Here is an 18309-nt window from a genome sequence, read left to right as displayed (position 1 = left end):
GGACCTGGAGATGTGCCTGGACGTGATGCGGCGCTTCGATCATGATCTGGAGCAGTTCCTGCATGCCAACTGGTCACTGCACGAGCGCATCGCTGCGGTCACCCCGAACGATCTCGCCCGTGCGATGTACGTCGCCCTGATGCGCTGCATCGCGGAGCTGTCGGTCCGGGCCGACCCTGAGACGTACTCTACCTCGAGCGACTATCTGGCCGAGCGGATGGTCAAGCACGAGGAACTCGTGGCGGCGATCCGACTCGGCGACGAGGAGCGCGTCAGGGCGGCCGTCGCGGCCCACGGGGGCGACGCCGAATCCGGCGTGGTGAATGGAGGCTCAGAGCGGCTGTCCGCGGCGGTCGAGCACGTCCTTCCTGACGGCGCCCCCGTCAAGCTTGGCGTCGCCGACCAGTGATCACTGCTACCGCTGGTGGCTGTGGGGTGTTCGTCGCCGGCGACACCACCGCCGGCGCCAACCACTTTCGGTCGACCGCGGAACTGCGCAGCACTTCAGCATCGACGCCGACGCCACGGCGCCGCCCGACGGTCTGCGACTGCTGATTAGCGTCAACTTCTGAACCGCCCCTTCGAGTCGTCGGCCGCCGCCGTGGACGGGGTCCACCCGCTGTGACGCTGGGCGCGGGTCTGGGTCACGGTCGTGCGGCGGCGGTCGTGTCGGGTGGGACGTGGTGGCGAGCGTCGTTGGGGACGACGACGCACTTCGCGTGCGGCGAGACCGCCTGCGCCCGCCACGCCGCCGGGAGTCCCTCGAGCGGGACGGTGTGGACCTCGAGGCGGAGCTCGTCGCGGGCGAGGGCGGTCCATAGCCAGGTCAGCGCCTCTCGCTTGGCCCGCAGTGGGGTGTGCAGGCCTGCGAAGCCTGAAAGTGTGAGCTGCTTGGCGCGGAGCAGCCCGGCCGGTACCTGCGCCGTCGCGCCGGCGGGGTTGCCGATGTTCACCAAGCGAGCCCGTGGTGCGCATACCCGCAGCGCCGCCTCGAGTGGCAGCCCGTACACGCCGTCGAGGACCACGTCCACCGGCCCGGTCGCCGCCAGCAACCGGGCCGCCAGTTCGTCGACGCCCTCGTCGGCGCGCAGATCGACGACGGCGTCCGCGCCGAGGCCGAGCAAGCGCTCCAGCGCTGCGTGGTTGCGCCCAACGCCGACGACACGGCCCGCTCCACTCCGGTGTGCTACCTGGACCGCGAGCTGCCCGACCGCCCCCGTTGCTCCCAGCACCAGCACCGTCTCTCCGGGGCGCAGGCTGGCCTCCTCGACCAGTGGCAAGAATGCCGCCGTGCCGGAGTTGCCGACCGCCGCAGCCAGCACCGGGTCGAGGCCGTCGGGCAGCGGTAGCACATCCTCGTCCGCGATGACCACCTGCGTGGCGAAGGTACCCGGGGTGGCCGGCGAGGCGTGGCACTCGGCATAGACCTGGGAGCCGGGCGGGTAGCGGCCGGAGTCCAGCACGACGCCCACGCACTCGCTGCCCGGGACGTACGGGGCTTCGTGACGGGCCGAGTGGAACGACCCGGAGGCGATGAGCAGGTCCAGTGAGTTCAACGGCGCCGCGACCACGGTCACGAGGGTGGTGCCGGGCGTCCGCGGCGGCAGAACGACCGAGCCCAGCCGCGGTTCGGCGCCAGGGGCGTCGACGATCGCCGCCAGAATCCCGTCGCGCACGTCGGTCGATCCGCGCGATGCCGAACCGGCCGCTGTCATACCGCGACCGGCTGGGCGCTTAGCGCCAACTGCTCGCGGGCGGGTCGATGCAAGACGCGACAGATCGTACCCCTTGACAGGTGGCCGGCGTCACAGTAGGGTCAGAAACGTTGCGAAAGATACGGGTATTTCATCCCCGCGCGGCGTGTTGCGCGGTGGGCCTCTGAAGAAGATCCGGAGCGGCGATGATCCGTCGTAAGATTGCCAACGCCGTACTCCTGATGTCGTTCCGTGGCGCCTCGCTGGCTGGGTTTGCTGCGGTTAGCGCCAGCACCGCCATTGCTCGACCTGGAGGGGAGGGAGCCTTGGGGGGAGGGAGCCATGCTGTGTAAGGGAAGGTTTGCGGGACCCGCTGTTGGCCTCCGGTTCGAAACTCCCACCTGCTCGGGCGTCACGGACCCCGACGGGACGTTCGAGTTCCGGGACGGCGAGGTCGTCACGTTCTCGGTCGGTTCGGTTCTGATCGGAGCGGCGCGAGGCGCGGAGCGGCTCACCGTCGCCGACATCGTTGCGAGGGTCGATGGAAAGCTCGACAAGTTGGCCGATCCTGGTCTGACCAACATTGCCCGCTTCCTTCAGACGCTCGATCAGGACGGCAACCCCGACAACGGAACCAACTTGACGCCGGAGATCCACGAGCTGGTGGGAGATCGCGCCATCGACTTCCGTTATCGGCTCATGTCGCTCCCAGGCGCTCCGGCCGATCCCGTCCAGGCGTTCACGGAGGATCCGGTCGTGGCGAAGCTGCTCGATGACCTGAATCGGGCGAACGTCTTCACCGACGCCAAGCCGCGCACGCTCAGATCGCCGGCCGCCGCCCGCAACGAGGTTCGCCGCCACATCCTCGGCATCCGTCGTGACCGCGACATCAAGATCCCGCTGAGAAACGGCTCGTTCGTGTACGCGGACGTCTACCGTCCGGACAGCGGGGAACCGGTCCCTGTCGTCATGAACTGCGGTGTCTACGGAAGGGCGTTTGTCCACCATTCCATCTGCAGCGAGGAGGACGCTGAGCACCATGAGGTGGTGGAGGAACGGTACTTCTTCGGCAATCCGGACGGGTACGAGTACGAGAACCACGAGAGCATCAACACGGCGACGTGGATCCCACGTGGCTACGCGCTCGTCCGCGTCGACGGCCCGGGCGCGGGCAAGAGCCCGGGCACCCTCGGCATCTGGGGGATCGACGAGGCGGAGGCGTTCTACGACGCGATCGCATGGGCCGGTGCACAGCCTTGGTCAAACGGGAGCGTCGGCCTGTGGGGCATGTCGTATTACGCGGTGAACCAGCACGCAGTAGCAAGCCTTCGGCCGCCGCACCTCAAGGCGATGATCGCGATCGGCACGGATACGGACCTCTATGAGGAGCTCGTTTACACCGGGGGCATCCTCAACGAGGAGTTCTTCCCCGGATGGTTCGCGAGTGGGGTCGTGCCCGCGATCTGCGGCGAGGTCACGGCGAAGGACTTCCTGGCGATGGCGAGGTCTAATCCCTTTAAAGACTCTGATCCCTCGGCAATCTTCGGACCCAGGGCCGAGGTGCTGATGAGTCCTGACCTAAGCGAGGTGTCGGTGCCGCTGTGGACGGTCGCCGTGACGACGCATCCCGCCCACTTCCATCAGCTCGGCAGCAGCGAGACGTACCTGAACACCCCCACGTCGAACAAGAAACTCGACTTCTGGGAGGACTGGTTCATGAAGGCCTACTCCGCCGCGGCGGTTGACGAACACGTGGCCTTTTTCGATCACTGGCTCAAGGGAATCGACAACGGAATCATGGACAAGCCCCCAGTGCGCCTCGAGATCCGAACCGGACGCGGCGGATCGTACGTTCAGCAGGAGCACGAGTGGCCGATCGCGCGCACCGAGTACGTCCGGTGGTATCTGGACGCGTCGCCCTCTGATTGGGACGGTCACATCCGCTGTGACAACGTCCTTCGCTTGGCGCGCACGCTTACCGATGTCGAGCGGTCCGTGACCTATTCGGCCGAGGTGGACCTGACCGCATCCCGCCTGCCGCCCGTGCCGGCAGCAGGGGAAAGAGCCGTGGCCACCGCTCCCTGCACTCCTGGTGCCACGTTCCTGAGCGAGCCTCTGGACAAAGACACAGTGCTCGCCGGGTACAGCAAGCTCGTGCTGTGGGTGGCGTCTACCAGTGAGGACATGGATATCTTTGTCGCTTTGCGAGTGCTGGATGAGGAGAATCGAGAGGTCGATTTCTGCGGTCCGGCGCTCATCCCTGGAATTTCCACCAAATTCTATCCACTGGCCAAGGGATGGCTGAAGGCCTCACATCGCAAGTTGGACACCGAGCGATCCACCGAGTGGCGACCGAAGCACACCCACCTGCGCGCTGACTACGCCCCTCTGTACGACGGCGAGATCGTACCGGTGGAGGTCGAGATCATTCCGAACACCGGTTTGATAAGGCAGGGACACCGCCTTCGCGTCGACATCCAGCCGTTCACCGGGGTGGGCCACGGTATGCGGCATGCATACGACGCGGCTTATCACGACGGGGCGCAGAACACGATCTTCACCGGCCCGGAGCATCCCAGTTACGTGCAGCTGCCGGTCTTGCCGCCGACGGAGTCATGAGGGCGGCAGCAGGGTCGCCGAGCACCGGCGGCTGCTACGACAGCCACTTCCTCGTGCCGCCATCCCCTCAAGCTCAGCCCCAAGACACCAGAGGCCATCAAACCGATTGCTGCCTTGAGAGTAACGAGGAGGTGTCGCAAACGATGCCATTAGGCACGAAGCCGGACATGGAGCGGCTACAGGCTCATGAGATTGTCGACCGCGTCGCGGAGATGCGCCCCTGGCTGCGCGAGCGCCAAGCCGTGGCTGAGCAGCAGCGTCGCATTCCCCAGGAGACTATCGAGCGTCTCGACGCAGCCGGCGTCTTCAGTCTGACCAAGCCGAAGCGGTTCGGAGGTGCAGATTTCACGACCCGGGAGCTGCACGATATTTATCGTGCGCTCGGTGCGGGATGCGGGACAACGGCCTGGGTGGTGTGGGCGACCGCGGGGGGAAATCTGTGGAGCTTTGCCTTCGCTGACGACGTCGTCGCGCCGGTGTACGATCCAGCCTGGGTCGGACCTCGCACGTTCGCGCTCGGAGGCACAAGCCGGCACATGTCTGGGACCGCACGGAAGGTCGACGGGGGCTGGATGATCAAGGGTGTGTGGCCGTTCGCCACCGGGAGCGTCCATGCGTCCCACGGCTATCTCGCTGTGTTCTATGACGAGACCGACGACACAAAGGTTGGAATGGCTCTCGTTCCGAAGGAGTCGCTGGTCTTACGAGACGACTGGGATGCGATGGGGTTGGCCGGTACGGGCAGCCAGACCGTCGCGACGGATGGTGATCTCTTTGTTCCCGATGAGCGCTTCAGTACTCCCGCACAGCTTGGGGAGCGGATCGAGGAGCTCACCAAGCAGGGCCTCGGCCCGCGACGCGGGGGCCTCGCTCGCTCGTTGGTGACCTGCACGGGTGTCGCACTGGGTATGGCCGACCAGGCGATGGAGATGTTCCTCAGCGCGGTTGACAAGCGGAGCATCCCGTACTCGCCGTACGCAAAACAGGCCGACGCGCCGATCATCCACCTCACTGTCGGTCGGGCCTACGCCCAGATCCGGGCGGCGGGCCGAGTGGCCGACGCCGCGGTGGCCGAGCTTGACCGATGCGAGGCCGAGGGTGTGGACCCGGCCGAGCGCGAGGCCGTTCAACTTCACACCGACGCCGCGTACGTCTGGGATGCGTGTAGCTCCGCGATCGAGACGCTGTTCCACGCGTCCGGAGCGTCAGCGATCCTCAAACGGTGGCCGCTCCAGTTGATTGCGCGAAACTGCCGCGCCGGTAGCCTGCATGCGGCTCACAATATCGACACCTGGCTGGAGAACGTCGGACGGGCTCTGTGTGAAGTCGAGTCCGCACCGATGTCGGTGAGCGTGCTCGAACGCCGGTCGTAGAGAATCGCGGATTAACATCATGATTTGGAAGAGGCGGAAAGCCGTTCGGAGAGCCGGAAGGAACGCAAATGGTTGAAGATCAGGCAGTATTCGTCCCTGCCTACGCCTATGACGAGGACGACGAACAGGGCTTGTTCAGCCGCTTCGAACAGGGCACGCGAACGCTCCCGGCGGGCTTCCGGGTGCAGCCCCGCTTCAAGTTGCTGCCCGTCGAGATCGTACTGGAGAAGGACGTCGCCGTCACCCTGCGCGACGGCGTAACGATCTACGTCGACGTGCTTCGTCCAGCCGGCACCGAGAAGGTGCCCGTGATCGTAGCGTGGAGCCCTTACGGCAAGAGTCGGGGCAATGCGCCAATGTACGTCGAGCTCTTCGAGTTGCTGGGAATGGACACTGGAACGGTTTCCGGTCTGATGAAGTTCGAAGGCCCCGACCCAGCCTTCTGGTGCGCCCATGGTTACGCGGTCTGCAATCCCGACCCGCGGGGCTCCTTCAACTCCGAGGGCGATATACGCGTGTGGAGCCGCCAAGAAGGCCAGGACTACCGCGCCCTCATCGAGTGGCTTGGCGTCCAGGACTGGTGCAATGGCAAGGTCGGGACTAGCGGAAACTCCTATCTCGCGATCTCGCAATGGTTCGCCGCGGCCGAGCAGCCGCCGCATCTCGCGGCCATCGCTCCATGGGAAGGCATGAGCGACATCTATCGCGACCTCGTCATGCGCGGCGGGATACCCGACCTTCCCTTTCCGCGGCGCTTCGCGCGCAGTTTCGTTGGCAAGAACCTGCGCGAGGACCTCGTCGCCGAGGCCGAGCGCCACGCGCTGATGGACGGGCTCTGGGAGTCGAAGATCCCAGAGTTCGAGAATATCACCGTGCCTGCGTACATCGTGGCGAGTTATTCGAACATGATCCACACGCCTGGAACGTTCCGCGGCTGGCGCAGGATCTCTTCCACTGAGAAGTGGCTGCGCATCCACAACACCATGGAGTGGCCGGACTACTACGAAGAGGCTAACTTGAACGACCTGCTTCGCTTCTTCGACCATTTCCTCAAGGACATTGACAACGGCTGGCAACAGACGCCGCGCGTGCGCTACGCGGTCCTCGACCTCGAAGGCAACGACCGAATCAACCAGCTGGCAGGGGAGTTCCCGCCCGAGGACGTCAGCGAGGTCAAGTACTACCTGGATGCCGCCTCCCACGCGTTGAGCGCCGAAGCACCCGCGGCTGGCGCCACTGCGAGCTACGACGCGGAATCGGAACAGGGCCGGGAGTCCTTCACCGTCCGTGTCGACTCGCCGACAGAGTTCGTCGGCTATCCCAAGGTGCACCTGTGGGTTGAGGCGGACGGCTCGGACGACATGGACCTCTACGTCTTCCTCCAGAAGCTGGATGCCGACGGCCAGCAGCTCGAGCAGTTCAACGTCCCCAATCAAGGACCGCAGATGCAAGCGCTGACCCGGCAGGGCGCGGCGATCCTGAAGTACAAGGGGTCCAACGGTCGCCTGCGCGTGTCCCTACGGCATCTCGATGAGGCGAGCTCGACGGACACCCTGCCGGTCCACAGCTTTGACCGCGTCGAGAAGCTTGCCCCGGGAGAGATCGCCTGCGTGGACATCGACCTGTTTCCGATCGGGCTGGCGCTGAATCCGGGCGAGCAGTTGCGGCTCGTCATCAGCGGCCACCATCTGCTGGGCGGAGTGATGCCCGGAATCGAAAACGCTCCGTCCGACAACCATGGCCGGCATGTCATACACACCGGCCATCGTCACGCTTCCTACCTTCAACTTCCGCTAAAGGCGGTCGGCAAAGCATGGAGCGGCGAGACCCGTCGGTAGGCGCCTTTACCCCAAGGAGATACCGATGATGATTGCGACTCATGATGCATCCGAAAGGGCTCACGACGGTCCTCGAGAAGGTCCGCAAGCTCGGGCCTACCTTGCGGGAGCGCGCGCTTGAGGCCGAACGCGCGGGCCGTCATTCGGACGAGACGATCGCCGACCTAGATGCCACCGGCGCCTTCAAAATTGGCAGTCCCGCTGAGTTTGGCGGCGACGAGCTATCCGTTCGGCAGCAGCTGGACGTCGTATCCGAAGTTGCCAAATGGGACGGCTCGTGCGGATGGATCGTGTGGGTGGGAGCATCAACGAACTGGATTCCCGCCGGTTCGGGCGCTCGCGTCGTTGAGTTGGTCTCACTCAAGGCGCGCTGGAGCGCTTCCTTGAGCGCTCTGCCGGCCGGCCCATCCGCGGCACTACGTACAAGAATCAGTTGGAGGCACCGCTTACGCATCTGATGCTCGCCGAGGTTCATTCCAAGATCCAGTCAGCAACGTTGATGACCCGCGCCAACGCCGATGAGACCGATCAACTCGGTGCCCTCGCTGCCGCCGGCACCCCGGCTGATCCGGAATATACGCTAATGTTCAGCTCTCGGGTCCTCGTAGAGACTGCTTATGCAGCTAAATGGTGCGCGGACGCGATCGAGCTTCTCCAAAGGAATTCCGGATCGACCGCGATCATGGAGAGCGAGCCAATTCAGCGAGCTTGGCGCGACGCGCGCGTCATCACATTGCACGGCGCGCTCAATCTTGAGGCCCTTTCAGCAGACTACGGACGGCTCATGGCCGGAATGCAACCACATTCGTTTGCGGGGATCACCACGCTAGACCGCTTTGCGCCGGCTTCGGTGAGCGAGGTCAGCTAGGGCGAGGCAGAACGGAAACTGAACCCCCTGACCAGGCCGAACCGCTGATGGCTGATGCAGCAAACAAGGAATGCACGCAAGCGTCCAATCCGCCGATAGTTCTTTTTCCCGAATAGGTCGCAGAAGTGCCCTAACCCAAGGGCCGGTGCTCGAGCGTGACTAGGATCGCGCCGACGTGCTTGGCGATGGTGTCGTCGAGGCGGAGGAAGGCGTGCATGCGGGAGCGCTATGCCCATTGCATCCACTCGTCGAGGATGAGGACGGCGTCGGCGAACGGGAGCTGAAAGACGAGCCGCAGGTACTCTTTGAGCAGGTGGGCGCGGAAGAGTGGCTTGTTGACGCACTGTATCCAGGCCCGCTTGCCGGCTTGCTTGTTGGTCAGGTTCTCGGCGTTCTTCCAGAGCGCGTAGCGAGAGCGCTTCAGCCGTCGGGCATGGGCTTTGATCACCGCTGCGAAGGGCATCGTTCCAGACCTCTCGGCGAACCTCGTCGAGGGCTTTTGGTCGCGCACGCCACGGCGTGGAAGGGAGCGAGGCCGATGACTGCCCTCGGGCAGTAGAAGCCGACCACGTTGGTGATCCACCAAGCGCCGTCGGCGCTGACCTGAGTGTACCGCGGCACCGGGAGCGACCGAGTTCTGCGAAGAAGCGCCGGAGCGGCGTCAGGACGACAACAAACTAACGGTCCGCGCGGGCCAACGAAGCGACGCGCGTGTCTTGCCCGACACGCTTCCGGCTCTGTTACTCGCGCGAGCTCCCAGTCCGCTTGCGCCGTTCACCTGCGGCAATCATTGGGCCGGGATCGAAATAGTAGGTGCGGATTTCGCAGATCTGGTTTCCCCGAAACCGGATCACTTCGGTGGCTTCGACCGGCGGACCGGCTTCTCCGGCTAGGGTGAACTCGACGATCTCGACGGCGCAATCCCCCCCGACGGTCGTCTCGACAAACTTGATGCCGGCCAGACCTACCGTCTCGGCCACCATCGGGATCAATTCGCGAAAAGCGCCCTTGCCTCGGTAGACCCCACCGAAGGGCATGGACGATCGGATCGTGATAAAGAAATCGTCGGTCAGAAGCGCTTCTGCCGCCGGCCGATCGCCGGCGGCGTTGAGTTCATAGTGTTTCTTGACGAGCTCGAGCTGCTCTTCTGGCGTCACCTTTGCACCTTCTCGCTGGCGGCTCATCGTACCGCGCCAATTCGTTGAGGGGAAGTTCGCGGCTGGCGTACTTCTGTTCGGTCCAGCCGACGAGCGTGCTACGGCAGCGATCAACAGGTTGGTAGATGCCAGCAGGTGGGCCATCTGCTGGACGCGCATCTGCCACTGAATCGCGCTGGGATTGATGGAGGCTTCATTCCTTTGGGAGGATGGAGTCAATGTCCAGGCCGAACGTTCCCACACAAGGTCGCTACCCGCCCGAGCTTCGTGAACGGGCAGTGCGCATGGTCAAGGAGGCGACCGTCGAATCCGGCGGCGCGCGCCACGGCGTAGTCACCCGGATCGCCATCCAGCTGGGTATCGGCAGCGAGTCGCTGCGCCCCTGGGTGAAGCAGGCGGAGGTCGACGTCGGCCAGCGGCCCGGGGTCACGTCCGAGGAGCGCCAGCGCATCGCCGAGTTAGAGCGGGAGGTCCGCGAGTTGCGGCGAGCCAACGAGATCCTCAAGAGCGCGTCAGCTGACTGGGTGATCGGCCCCGCCGATCAACGTTGGCTACAAGCCCTCTTGGAACGCCTGCTTGCGCCGAGGATCAGCCTCGGCGACATGTAGTTGGTGTTCCCCCGCCGGTGACCAGTTTCAACTCGTCCACTGACTCTCGGATGATTTCCGAGAGGGTTCGCTCGCCAGCGTCATCGATCCAGCTCGCGAAGGCGATCTTAAAGACGGCGAGCCCTGCCTCGGCAGCGAGACTCGCCGCTGGGTCTCTACGCCGCGCCGTCGTAACGCGTCGGCCGGGGCCGAAGCGAGTGATGCGAGTTTGATCAGCTCGCGCTCTTGAAGCTCAGCGTTCTCAGCGATGATGGCCTGGCGCTGTCGTGCGAACTCGCGCCGCTCCTCAAACACGAAGCCAGCGGCTTCATCCAGAGCTGTGGCTATCCCCACCCGTGGGAGGAATCCGTTACGCCGTCGGGGTCCGGACCAGCTTGGTTCGGGACAGAAGCAGGGCCAGCGCGTAGAGCAGGGCGACGACCATCAGGAGGGCGCGGTAGCCAGTCAGCAGCGCAGCGTACTCGAGCACGCCGCCAACCATGGCGCCTACAAGGTTGGCGCCGAACGCCACCGAGGAGGAGGCGACGCTGCGGAATCGCTGGGCGAAGATCAGGTTGGCCAGGAAGATGGGGACGAAGGCGAGCAGCGTGGCCGCCAGGAAGCGGGGCGCCGCCGGAAGCTGCAGCAAGACGTCGGGCGGCACCAGCCAGGCCACCGCAAGCGCGCCGAGCAGGAGGGCGTAGAGGACCCCCGGCCGTCGCAGCTCGATCCTCCGTGACACCTCGATCGCGGCGAGGACCGCCAGCAGGATGCCCGTGAAGACCAGTGCGTTCACGAACCACGTGGTCCCGAAGAGTAGAGCGAACTGGACCACGTTCTTGGTCTCCAGGAGCAGGAATGCAGCCCCCATGAAGAAGAGGTCGGCGTAACCGCCCATCCGCGGCAGCGAACCCCCGGCGACACCGGCCGCGAGCAGTGCGGTGACCAGGATCAGCCCCAGGGTCATCACGTACAGGCTCGGCAGCGCCCTGCTCTGGAGATAGAGGAATGGGTAGTCGTCGGCCGCCGGTGCGGGCACCGGGTTGGTGGCCGAGCGCCAGGTGAGGGGACAGTTCAGCGACGCCGGGTCGAGGCTCGCCGTGAGCAGGGCAAGCCGGCCCAGTTGCCCGGTCGAATCGATGCATGGCGGCTGGCGGTAGGTGTCCTCGAGCATGCCCGCGAGGCGGTCGACCAGCCACTGCTCGCGGTAGTAGTTGTACTCGGCGAAGACGCCACCTGGGTTCAGGTGCGCCGCCGCCGCGCGCATCGCCTCGACTGTGAAGAGATAGCTCTCCAGTCGGAGCGAGGACTGTCCGGCGACCAGGGTGAGCGAGTCGGGGAGGGCGAAGAGGATCAGGTCGTAGCGCAACGTGGTGCGCTCCAGGTAGGCTCGGCCGTCGTCCACGATGCTCGCCACGCGCGGGTCCTGGTACGGGTGATCCGGATGGAGCTGTGCGCCCAGGTCGCGCAGCCGGGGATCGATCTCGACCGCGTCGACGTGCTCCGCTCCTTCGGCCAGGGCGATGGCGACGTCGGTCCCGGTGCCTGCCCCGACGATCAGTACCGAGCGCGGCTTGACCCGAGTGCGCTCGTACGGAAGGAAGTAGAGCGGCACGGTCTGCCGGCGCTGGGCGGCGGACTCGATCGTCTGGTGGGGGATGCCGTTGACCATCACCGAGGTCGTGCCGTTTGACTCCGGCTGAAGGGTGACGCGGTAGTAGGGCGACCAGCTTTGCAGGGGAGTGAGCGACTCGACTCCGAGCATGGCCACGAGGGCGGCGGCGGCGGCGAGCTGGAACCAGCGAACCCGCGGGCGGTAGAGCACAACGAGCGTGACCGCGACGACGAGCCCCCACGCCACCGGCGGCGCGCCCAGGAACGAGAGCAGCGAAAAGAAGACGATGCCCGCGATGCTGCCGAGGACATCGAGCCGGTAGGCGTCGAGCGAGTCGAAGGAGACGAACGTCCGGGCCACGCCCTGCCCGATGGTGGCCATCACTGCGGCCACGGCCAGGAAGATCAGCGGCAACGTCAGCCAGATCGGAAGGCCGCTGCGGCTCTCGTTCAGAGCGCCGAAGTAGAGGAGGTCGCCACCCGTCCGGTCGATCTGCACCGGGAAGGCCAGCACGAAGGCGACCAGTATCGCCAGGCCGACAGGGGCGAAGGGGAACAGTTGAAGGCGCGACCGGGCGCGCAGGAAGCCGAGGCCGATGCCGAGAAAGCTGGCCAGCAGCACGAAGTTGGAGAAGTAGGAGAGGTAGAGCACGTTGGCCCCCGACCAGCGGATGAGCGCCAGCTCCACAAACAGCATGAGGAAGCTGAGAAGCACGAGCCGCGCGCGCGACGGAGGCGGCGGCTCCGCCGCCACCGGGGAGCGTGGTGCGTGTCTGCGGAGCCGCGCGGCCAGGGAGGTCGGGATGGACACGGGGGAGCCATGCTACGACCCCGCCTGCTCAGCCGGCCAGGCGGCTGTGAGCCGGATCTGGACGTTCCCACCGATGTTCCCCACATGCCTTCCACATGCCAGACACCTGCCCTGCTCCCGAATGGATCGAGCAAGTAGTCGGGCATGTCCTCGATGTCATTCGATAGATCGGGACTCGTTCGGATCGCTAGTTCGAAGTAGTCAGCGACGTCCGAGCCGCCCCGAGCTCGGCCACCGGCGATGCGAGCCGCAACCGCCCGCCTTCACCAGCCGGCCTGGCTCCAGAGACGCTGCCGCGATGAAACGTGGAAATCCGTCGTTGGCGATGCGCCGTGCCGGACATAACAGATGGTTAGGGTGCTACTTGCCGACTGGTGAACGACGCGGTACCGATATTGGTGCGTCGACTGAGGTTCCTTCCTGTCTGTGGCGGCTTCACGCCCCGCCCGGTTGGTGTCCAGGCACGTGGTGTCTCAGTGATGGCCAAGAGCCTGGACGGAGTGGTGGACGAGTTTCGGAACCGACCACAGGATGGAAGCCCCCACGCCTGCGTCTGGGTCGACGCTCTGACCCAGCGCTGCCGGACGGTGGCCGTGTGGTCAACGTCTGCACCGCGATTGCGACCGGTGTCAATGCCGACGGTCAGCGCGAGATCCTGGGGGTGACATCTTCATGGCCGAGGATGGTGCCGCCTGGACCAGCTTCCTAGGTGCCTCAGCTCATCAATGCTTGGCTTGGCCGAGGGGTGCTGCTCGGTCAGCGTCAGACCGTCGCCACGGCGCCGTCGGCCTCGGGTGCTCGGCCGCGGCGATGCTAGGCAGCGTAGCCGGTCGCCTTGGCTACGGTCATCTGGCCGACGAGCCGGATGGCGCCCGGCGGATCGGGGTCGGGTCGGTCCCGTCGTAGGAGTGTGCGAGGCTGATGTCGAACGCCCGGCCCACGTCCTCGCTGAACGTGACGGAGCCGCACAGTTCGACGTAGTAATTTCCTGGCGGACTTCACAGACTCCGCGTACCGCGGTGGGGTTGAGGCGTGGGCGATCCACCCAATGCGAGCGACCGCGCGGTGCTCAGGCGCGCTGACGCTCCTCCCGCTGCGGACCAGCTCCTCGACCGCGCTCGGCAGAGTCGTCTCAAAGTCGATCAGCTTCGCCCGGTTCGGGGTCACGACGATCCAGACCATGCCGTTGTGGTAGAGCGAACGCACCTCCGCCTCCCACTCGACCCGTTGCTCGGGCGTCATCTCGTAGGTGCTGGTCGCCTGGAGATACTCGTCCGGGATGCCATCGACGAAGTCCAGCTCGGCTCGACCGCGGATGAGCAAGATCTTGGGCGGGTGCACTTCGGTGTCGATCGTCAGGGCAACCATCGGGTTCTCGCTCAAGGCCTGAAGCTTCGGAGCGTTCTTCGAAGTGCACATGACGATCTGCGAGCCGTTCCAGGTAAAGATGATCGGGACATTGCGGGGTGTGCCGTCCTTGGCGACGTAGGCCAAGCGGGTCACGTCGCGGGCCAACAGTTCCTGACTGATCGGTCGGTTCAGAACCTCGGTGATCTCGTTCGGTTGCACGGTTATTCCTCCCGTTGTCGTTCTCGGTCCATCCAAGCGGATCGTTCTGGTTGGTCGCAGGTCGGCCGCGACGGGCCGTTAGCTGAGCTGCTCGGCCAACGCGACGATGATCCCCTCGGGGCCGCGGACGTAGCAGAGCCGGTAGCTGTCCTGGTACTGCGCCACCTCTCCAACGAGTTCCGCGCCGTGGGCTCGCAGGCCGGCGACAGTGGCGTCGATGTCGTCGACAGCGAACATGATGCTACGTAGGCCCAGCGTGTTCCCCGGTGCGTTCTCCGGCTCAGCGCTGACCGCCGTCGGGGTATGGAACTCAGTCAGCTCAAGCCGGCCGTGGCCGTCCGGGGTCCGCATCATCGCGATGTCGACTCGGACGCCGTCGAACCCGACGACACGGTCCACCCAACGTCCCTCGATCGGCGCCTCGCCCTCCAGCTCCATACCAAGTTCGACAAAGAACGCAATAGCAGCCTCAAGGTCGTCGACGACGACGCCCACGTGGTCCATCCGCTGAATCGTCATGGTGGTTCTCCTTCTTGGTCGCGCGGCCTGTCGTGGCCACTGGTGTACCTAGGACGGAGCCAGCGCCACATTCTCGACACCCGGAAACGTGCTGAGTTCTAGGGACCTGCATCTGGCCGTCACCGCCCTGGGGCGCCCACACCGCCGAACGAGAACCCGCACCACGCACGCAAGCCGATCCCCTTACGGCACCGGCTGATCGCCTAGTGCATTAGTTGGCTCCACCCCCCTGTCGGCTGGCTGCGGAGGTACTTTGCCCCTGGTGACACGGACCCGAGCACCGGGCCTTATCAGCAAGCATTGGCGCCACCGGTGTGCTGCATCGCGTCAGCTCGGACGCAAACTTGCGGCCGGGTGAGGACGTGCAGGAACTCGGCTGCGCGCCAGGGCTCGTAGGGTTTGGTCATGGACGGCGATCGCGGCTTCGGGCGTGGTGATCGCGTGGCACCGGGCCGCGCGAGCGGCTGCGCAGACTGTTCGCGCTCGCGGAGGACTCGCCTACTGGGTCAAGCACGGGGTAACGGTCGAGGAGCCGGACGGCTTCCAGCATGGTGCTCGTGCCCGGGCGCTGGGAGGGCTGACATAACTGTTGATCTGGGCTGAGCTGTTCCAGTGAAGGCCGACCGAGTACCCCTCTTCTGCGGCACCGCCCTGGCCGAGCGGATCGAGCGGGCCGAGGCGCAGCTCGTCGCCAAAGGCAGCGAGGCTGCTCGCCGTCGCCGGAGAGACACAGCGGGCTTCGTGATCCCCTTTGCTGGCGGGCTGGCGAGCTTTGCCGAAGAGGGCTCCCCACTCAACAAGGTCGCGGGGCTCGGCTTCAACGGCGTACCGAGCGCGGCCGCCCTCGATGAGATCGAGCGGGCTTTCACCGCCTGCGGCGCCCCGGTACAGATTGAGCTCGCTCACCTTGCCGACCCCGCGATCGGCACCCTCCTGACGGAGCGGGGCTACCGGCTCGCATCGTTCGAAAACGTGCTCGGCCTTGCCCTTCAGGACGAGCCCGAGCGAATCACGCCTCCCGGGGTCGAGGTCCGGCCGAGCGGCGACGACGAGTTCGAATCCTGGCTCGACGTCGTGGCCGATGGCGTCGCCCACTCCGACACGCAAGGGGTGCCCCAGCATGAAGAGTTCCCGCGCGAGGTCATCGAAAACGCCATGCGGGATTTCACGGCGGCAGGCGTCAGGCGCTATATCGCCCTGCGTGACGGAGTCCTCGCCGGCGGCGCCAGCATGCGCATGGCAGAGGGCATCGCGCAGCTCACGGGCGCGGCGACCGCGCCCGCGCACCGCCGCCGTGGTGTCCAGACCGCGCTCCTCTCAGCCCGGCTCGCCGACGCCGCGGCCGCCGGCTGCGACATCGCCGTCATCACCACGCCCCCTGCGTCTAAGTCTCAGCAAAACGCGCAGCGTCGGCGTTTCGATCTGCTCTATACCCGCGCCATTCTGGTGAAGCTGCCCTGATTCCGCACCAGCTTGGCCGCCGACGCCAAGGCCCCGGCAGCATCCCCGAGGCCGGCCGTGCTGCAGGGTGTCAGACAGCTTAGGTAGCCGGGACCTTCGTCCTGTGCCACCTGGTTCCCTCCAGGCCGCAGCCCGTCAACCAGGGATGCTGGCGCTGTCGGCCATTATCAACAGCAAAAGCACTTCCGCCGTGCCGCGGCGCGTCAGCACCGATCGGCCTCGGTCGCCGTAGCCTGAGGCGTCACGCCTCTACCCGATCCGTTCAAGCTGGCCACCTCGCAGCTGGGCAAGCCGGGCGCTATGCTGTCGTCGCCCAAATTCGGTTTCCCTCCGAACTGAGTGCCGTGGCGGGGCCCGCTCTGCAGGCAGCCCCGCCACATCCCTCTTCTGCACGGCCCCGGCGGCCGCGGAAGCGCCGAGTCTGATCATGACGGAGCTCGCCAGGGTCTGGGTCTGTGGCTGCGCGAGCCCGCGCCATCTGCAGGCCCCAGTCGATGGGCTCGGCGCCAATCTGCCCGCCAGATGACCCTCAGGTAGCCATCCCCTCAAGCGAAAACGGGGCCGCCTCGGCGAGGCGACCCCGAGTGGGACACGGAACTCAACCGGCGGATCGGCTCAGTCGCTGCTCCGGTTGGGGCAGGGGTTCGTCGAGAAGATCTGGCGGAAGTCGTTGAAGCGTTTGACCGTGGCGCCGCCTCCACCCAGGGCCAGGTAGGTGAGCTGGAGCAGGGAGCCGTAACCAGCGTTCTTGCCGAAGTCGTTGGTGGTCAGCCCGGGGACGTCGTTGCCGAGGAGCCACTGACAACTCCGACCCTGGCCTTCCTCGCCGCCGCGGCGCTGGCTGATGCTGAACCACGGGTAGAAGGCCGCTGGCGTGCCATCGTCCGTGGTCGGAATGAGGGTGCAGCCGGCACCGGTGGACCGGTTGCAGGTGTTGAATTCGATGCGGGGCAGGTCAGTCTCCAGGGCGGCGCGCGAATAGTTGGTCGAGTAGTCCTCACCGGTCAGGGGACTGGTAACAGGATCGGCGTCCCGTGCAAGGCCTTATTGCCGTCCGGCCACACCGGCTGGTAGGGCACGCCGTCGAAGCCAGTGTTGGTGTCCGTGCAACCGGGGACTTGCACTAGCGACGACCTCGAGGCCGGGAAGCAGAAGTTGTCGTCTCCACCGGTCGCCGCCGGCTCCGTCGGCTCCTTGTCGCCGGGGCTGCCCTCTTGGTTGCCGGCAGGGCAGCTGGTTCCGAATGCGGTGGCCGGAATCGGGTTGGCTCCGGTGCAGTAGTCGAAGTGGCCGATCTCGTCGGAGAAGGCGACGTTGTAGGAGTGGGCGGCCCCTGATCACGCGGGTCTGCTCCGACGAGGTGCTGTACATCGGGTGGAAGTCGTAAGGGATGTTCGTGCACTCGGTTGACGGGTTGGGGCGTACTTGATCATCCCGAATCCATTGGCTGCGCTGGAGGTCATGGAGCCGCTCTCGCCCGGGGTCAGGTCGTTGACCTGCGTCCTCAGGCCGTGCTCGGTGTCGTGCAGGGTCACGCTGATCCGGTCACCCGAGTTCATGAAGAAGGTCTTCTGAGGGTCGGGAGTGAGGGTGGTCGCCGGAGTGGCCTGAATCGGGTTGGCAGGCGCGAAGGACTTGCCGTTCTTGGTCAGGAACGCGAAGTTGATGTATTCGATGTTGCCGCCTATCGCGGCCGTGCAGGTGTCGTTCAGAGTCTTGCCGGTCACGGGGTCCTCGGAGAGGCTGTCGATGTTCAGAGCTATGCACCACTTGGTGGCGTCGCAGCTGGTGCCGCCGGCGACAGCCGCCGCGGGCCACTTCACCCAGCCTGGCGGGTAGAACTGGAGCTCCATGAAGGCAGTTCCGGGGTGCTTCGGGCTGACAGCCGGATCCACGATGTTGCTGTCGCTGTCCGGCGCACAGGTGCTGACCTGCTCGGGATAGTCGTGGACCAGCTGGTTGGCCAGGCCGGGACCGAGCTCGACCAGGAAGGCGGCCGCGTCCGTGGTTGACGCGTCCGAGCGCCTCGATAAGCGCTCCGCCGAGTTCAGGACTGCTGCTAGTGGTCCGTCTGGAGAATGGCTTTGCAACGGGCAACCTTCTCCATGATCGCCTCGGCTGAAGCCGTCCAGACGTAGACCGTAGGGTCGCGGTTGGAAGCCTCCAAGAACTCATGGATGGCGACGACCAGGTCGCCGA

13 protein-coding genes and 3 pseudogenes are annotated in these 18309 nt (G+C 65.6%); 9 read left to right on the top strand and 7 right to left on the bottom strand.

Annotation, left to right across the window (positions count from 1 at the left end; translation table 11 throughout):
- Window positions 1-409: FCD domain-containing protein (locus tag JF886_RS02145; protein WP_337309136.1), on the top strand; the 409-nt coding region annotated here is incomplete at its 5' end.
- Between the two features lie 235 nt (window positions 410-644).
- Here the strand turns inward: JF886_RS02145 and JF886_RS02140 are convergent.
- Window positions 645-1676: a quinone oxidoreductase family protein gene (locus JF886_RS02140; protein WP_337309134.1), complete on the bottom strand. Its 1032-nt coding sequence runs from the start codon at window positions 1674-1676 to the stop codon at window positions 645-647.
- A gap of 360 nt (window positions 1677-2036) precedes the next feature.
- Between JF886_RS02140 and JF886_RS02135 the strand changes: the two genes are divergently transcribed.
- The 5 genes from JF886_RS02135 to JF886_RS02115 all read left to right on the top strand — a co-directional run bounded on the left by JF886_RS02135 (window position 2037) and on the right by JF886_RS02115 (window position 8392).
- The gene (locus tag JF886_RS02135) at window positions 2037-4313 is read left to right on the top strand and encodes a CocE/NonD family hydrolase (protein ID WP_337309131.1); all 2277 of its coding nucleotides are present in this window, start codon (window positions 2037-2039) and stop codon (window positions 4311-4313) included.
- A 143-nt stretch (window positions 4314-4456) separates the two neighbouring features.
- Window positions 4457-5686 (top strand): acyl-CoA dehydrogenase family protein, encoded by a 1230-nt coding sequence (locus tag JF886_RS02130; protein WP_337309129.1) that lies wholly within the window; start codon window positions 4457-4459, stop codon window positions 5684-5686.
- 68 nt (window positions 5687-5754) lie between these two features.
- Complete coding sequence (locus tag JF886_RS02125; protein WP_337309127.1) at window positions 5755-7524, top strand: CocE/NonD family hydrolase; 1770 nt, start codon at window positions 5755-5757, stop codon at window positions 7522-7524.
- Between the two features lie 41 nt (window positions 7525-7565).
- Complete coding sequence (locus tag JF886_RS02120) at window positions 7566-7982, top strand: acyl-CoA dehydrogenase family protein (protein WP_337309125.1); 417 nt, start codon at window positions 7566-7568, stop codon at window positions 7980-7982.
- The gene (locus JF886_RS02115; RefSeq protein ID WP_337309138.1) at window positions 7895-8392 is read left to right on the top strand and encodes an acyl-CoA dehydrogenase family protein; all 498 of its coding nucleotides are present in this window, start codon (window positions 7895-7897) and stop codon (window positions 8390-8392) included. The genes JF886_RS02120 and JF886_RS02115 overlap by 88 nt, the downstream gene beginning before the upstream one ends.
- Window positions 8393-8618: 226 nt before the next feature.
- On the opposite strand, the gene JF886_RS02110 is transcribed toward JF886_RS02115, so the two are convergent.
- On the bottom strand, window positions 8619-8840 hold the full coding sequence (locus tag JF886_RS02110) for a transposase (protein ID WP_337309123.1): 222 nt from the start codon (window positions 8838-8840) through the stop codon (window positions 8619-8621).
- Window positions 8841-9132: 292 nt separating this feature from the next.
- The gene (locus JF886_RS02105; RefSeq protein ID WP_337309121.1) at window positions 9133-9576 is read right to left on the bottom strand and encodes a nuclear transport factor 2 family protein; all 444 of its coding nucleotides are present in this window, start codon (window positions 9574-9576) and stop codon (window positions 9133-9135) included.
- A gap of 182 nt (window positions 9577-9758) precedes the next feature.
- On the opposite strand from JF886_RS02105, the pseudogene JF886_RS02100 reads away from it, so the two are divergent.
- Window positions 9759-10067, top strand: a pseudogene (locus JF886_RS02100) (transposase); the annotation flags it as partial.
- 439 nt (window positions 10068-10506) lie between these two features.
- On the opposite strand, the gene JF886_RS02090 reads toward JF886_RS02100, so the two are convergent.
- Window positions 10507-12561 carry a spermine/spermidine synthase domain-containing protein gene (locus JF886_RS02090; RefSeq protein WP_337309119.1) on the bottom strand — a complete coding sequence of 685 codons (2055 nt, stop codon included), beginning with the start codon at window positions 12559-12561 and terminating at the stop codon, window positions 10507-10509.
- A gap of 470 nt (window positions 12562-13031) precedes the next feature.
- Between JF886_RS02090 and JF886_RS16895 the strand changes: the two are divergent.
- A pseudogene (locus JF886_RS16895) lies at window positions 13032-13269 on the top strand (transposase); the annotation flags it as partial.
- A 361-nt stretch (window positions 13270-13630) separates the two neighbouring features.
- Here the strand turns inward: JF886_RS16895 and JF886_RS02085 are convergent.
- Together JF886_RS02085 and JF886_RS02080 are read right to left on the bottom strand one after the other, a co-directional pair.
- Window positions 13631-14130 (bottom strand): annotated as a pseudogene (locus JF886_RS02085) (pyridoxamine 5'-phosphate oxidase family protein).
- A 78-nt stretch (window positions 14131-14208) separates the two neighbouring features.
- Window positions 14209-14649 carry a VOC family protein gene (locus tag JF886_RS02080; protein ID WP_337309115.1) on the bottom strand — a complete coding sequence of 147 codons (441 nt, stop codon included), beginning with the start codon at window positions 14647-14649 and terminating at the stop codon, window positions 14209-14211.
- Window positions 14650-15261: 612 nt separating this feature from the next.
- On the opposite strand from JF886_RS02080, the gene JF886_RS02075 reads away from it, so the two are divergent.
- Complete coding sequence (locus JF886_RS02075; RefSeq protein ID WP_337309113.1) at window positions 15262-16110, top strand: GNAT family N-acetyltransferase; 849 nt, start codon at window positions 15262-15264, stop codon at window positions 16108-16110.
- Window positions 16111-17447: 1337 nt separating this feature from the next.
- On the opposite strand, the gene JF886_RS02070 is transcribed toward JF886_RS02075, so the two are convergent.
- On the bottom strand, window positions 17448-18005 hold the full coding sequence (locus tag JF886_RS02070; protein WP_337309111.1) for a hypothetical protein: 558 nt from the start codon (window positions 18003-18005) through the stop codon (window positions 17448-17450).
- Between the last annotated feature and the right edge of the window lie 304 nt (window positions 18006-18309).

It is taken from the genome of Candidatus Aeolococcus gillhamiae, assembly GCF_016464765.1.
GTDB classification, from domain to species: domain Bacteria; phylum Chloroflexota; class Dormibacteria; order Aeolococcales; family Aeolococcaceae; genus Aeolococcus; species Aeolococcus gillhamiae.
The sequence above is the reverse complement of the archived record's forward strand: the minus strand, read 5'-3'. Positions and strand labels throughout refer to the sequence as shown.

Excerpts from the sequence above, each read along its gene's own strand:
- JF886_RS02135 (WP_337309131.1), top strand. The coding sequence starts at position 2,037 with ATGCTGTGTAAGGGAAGGTTTGCGGGACCCGCTGTTGGCCTCCGGTTC.
- JF886_RS02130 (WP_337309129.1), top strand. The coding sequence starts at position 4,457 with ATGCCATTAGGCACGAAGCCGGACATGGAGCGGCTACAGGCTCATGAG.
- JF886_RS02125 (WP_337309127.1), top strand. The coding sequence starts at position 5,755 with ATGGTTGAAGATCAGGCAGTATTCGTCCCTGCCTACGCCTATGACGAG.
- JF886_RS02120 (WP_337309125.1), top strand. The coding sequence starts at position 7,566 with ATGATGCATCCGAAAGGGCTCACGACGGTCCTCGAGAAGGTCCGCAAG.
- JF886_RS02105 (WP_337309121.1), bottom strand. The coding sequence starts at position 9,576 with ATGAGCCGCCAGCGAGAAGGTGCAAAGGTGACGCCAGAAGAGCAGCTC.
- JF886_RS02080 (WP_337309115.1), bottom strand. The coding sequence starts at position 14,649 with ATGACGATTCAGCGGATGGACCACGTGGGCGTCGTCGTCGACGACCTT.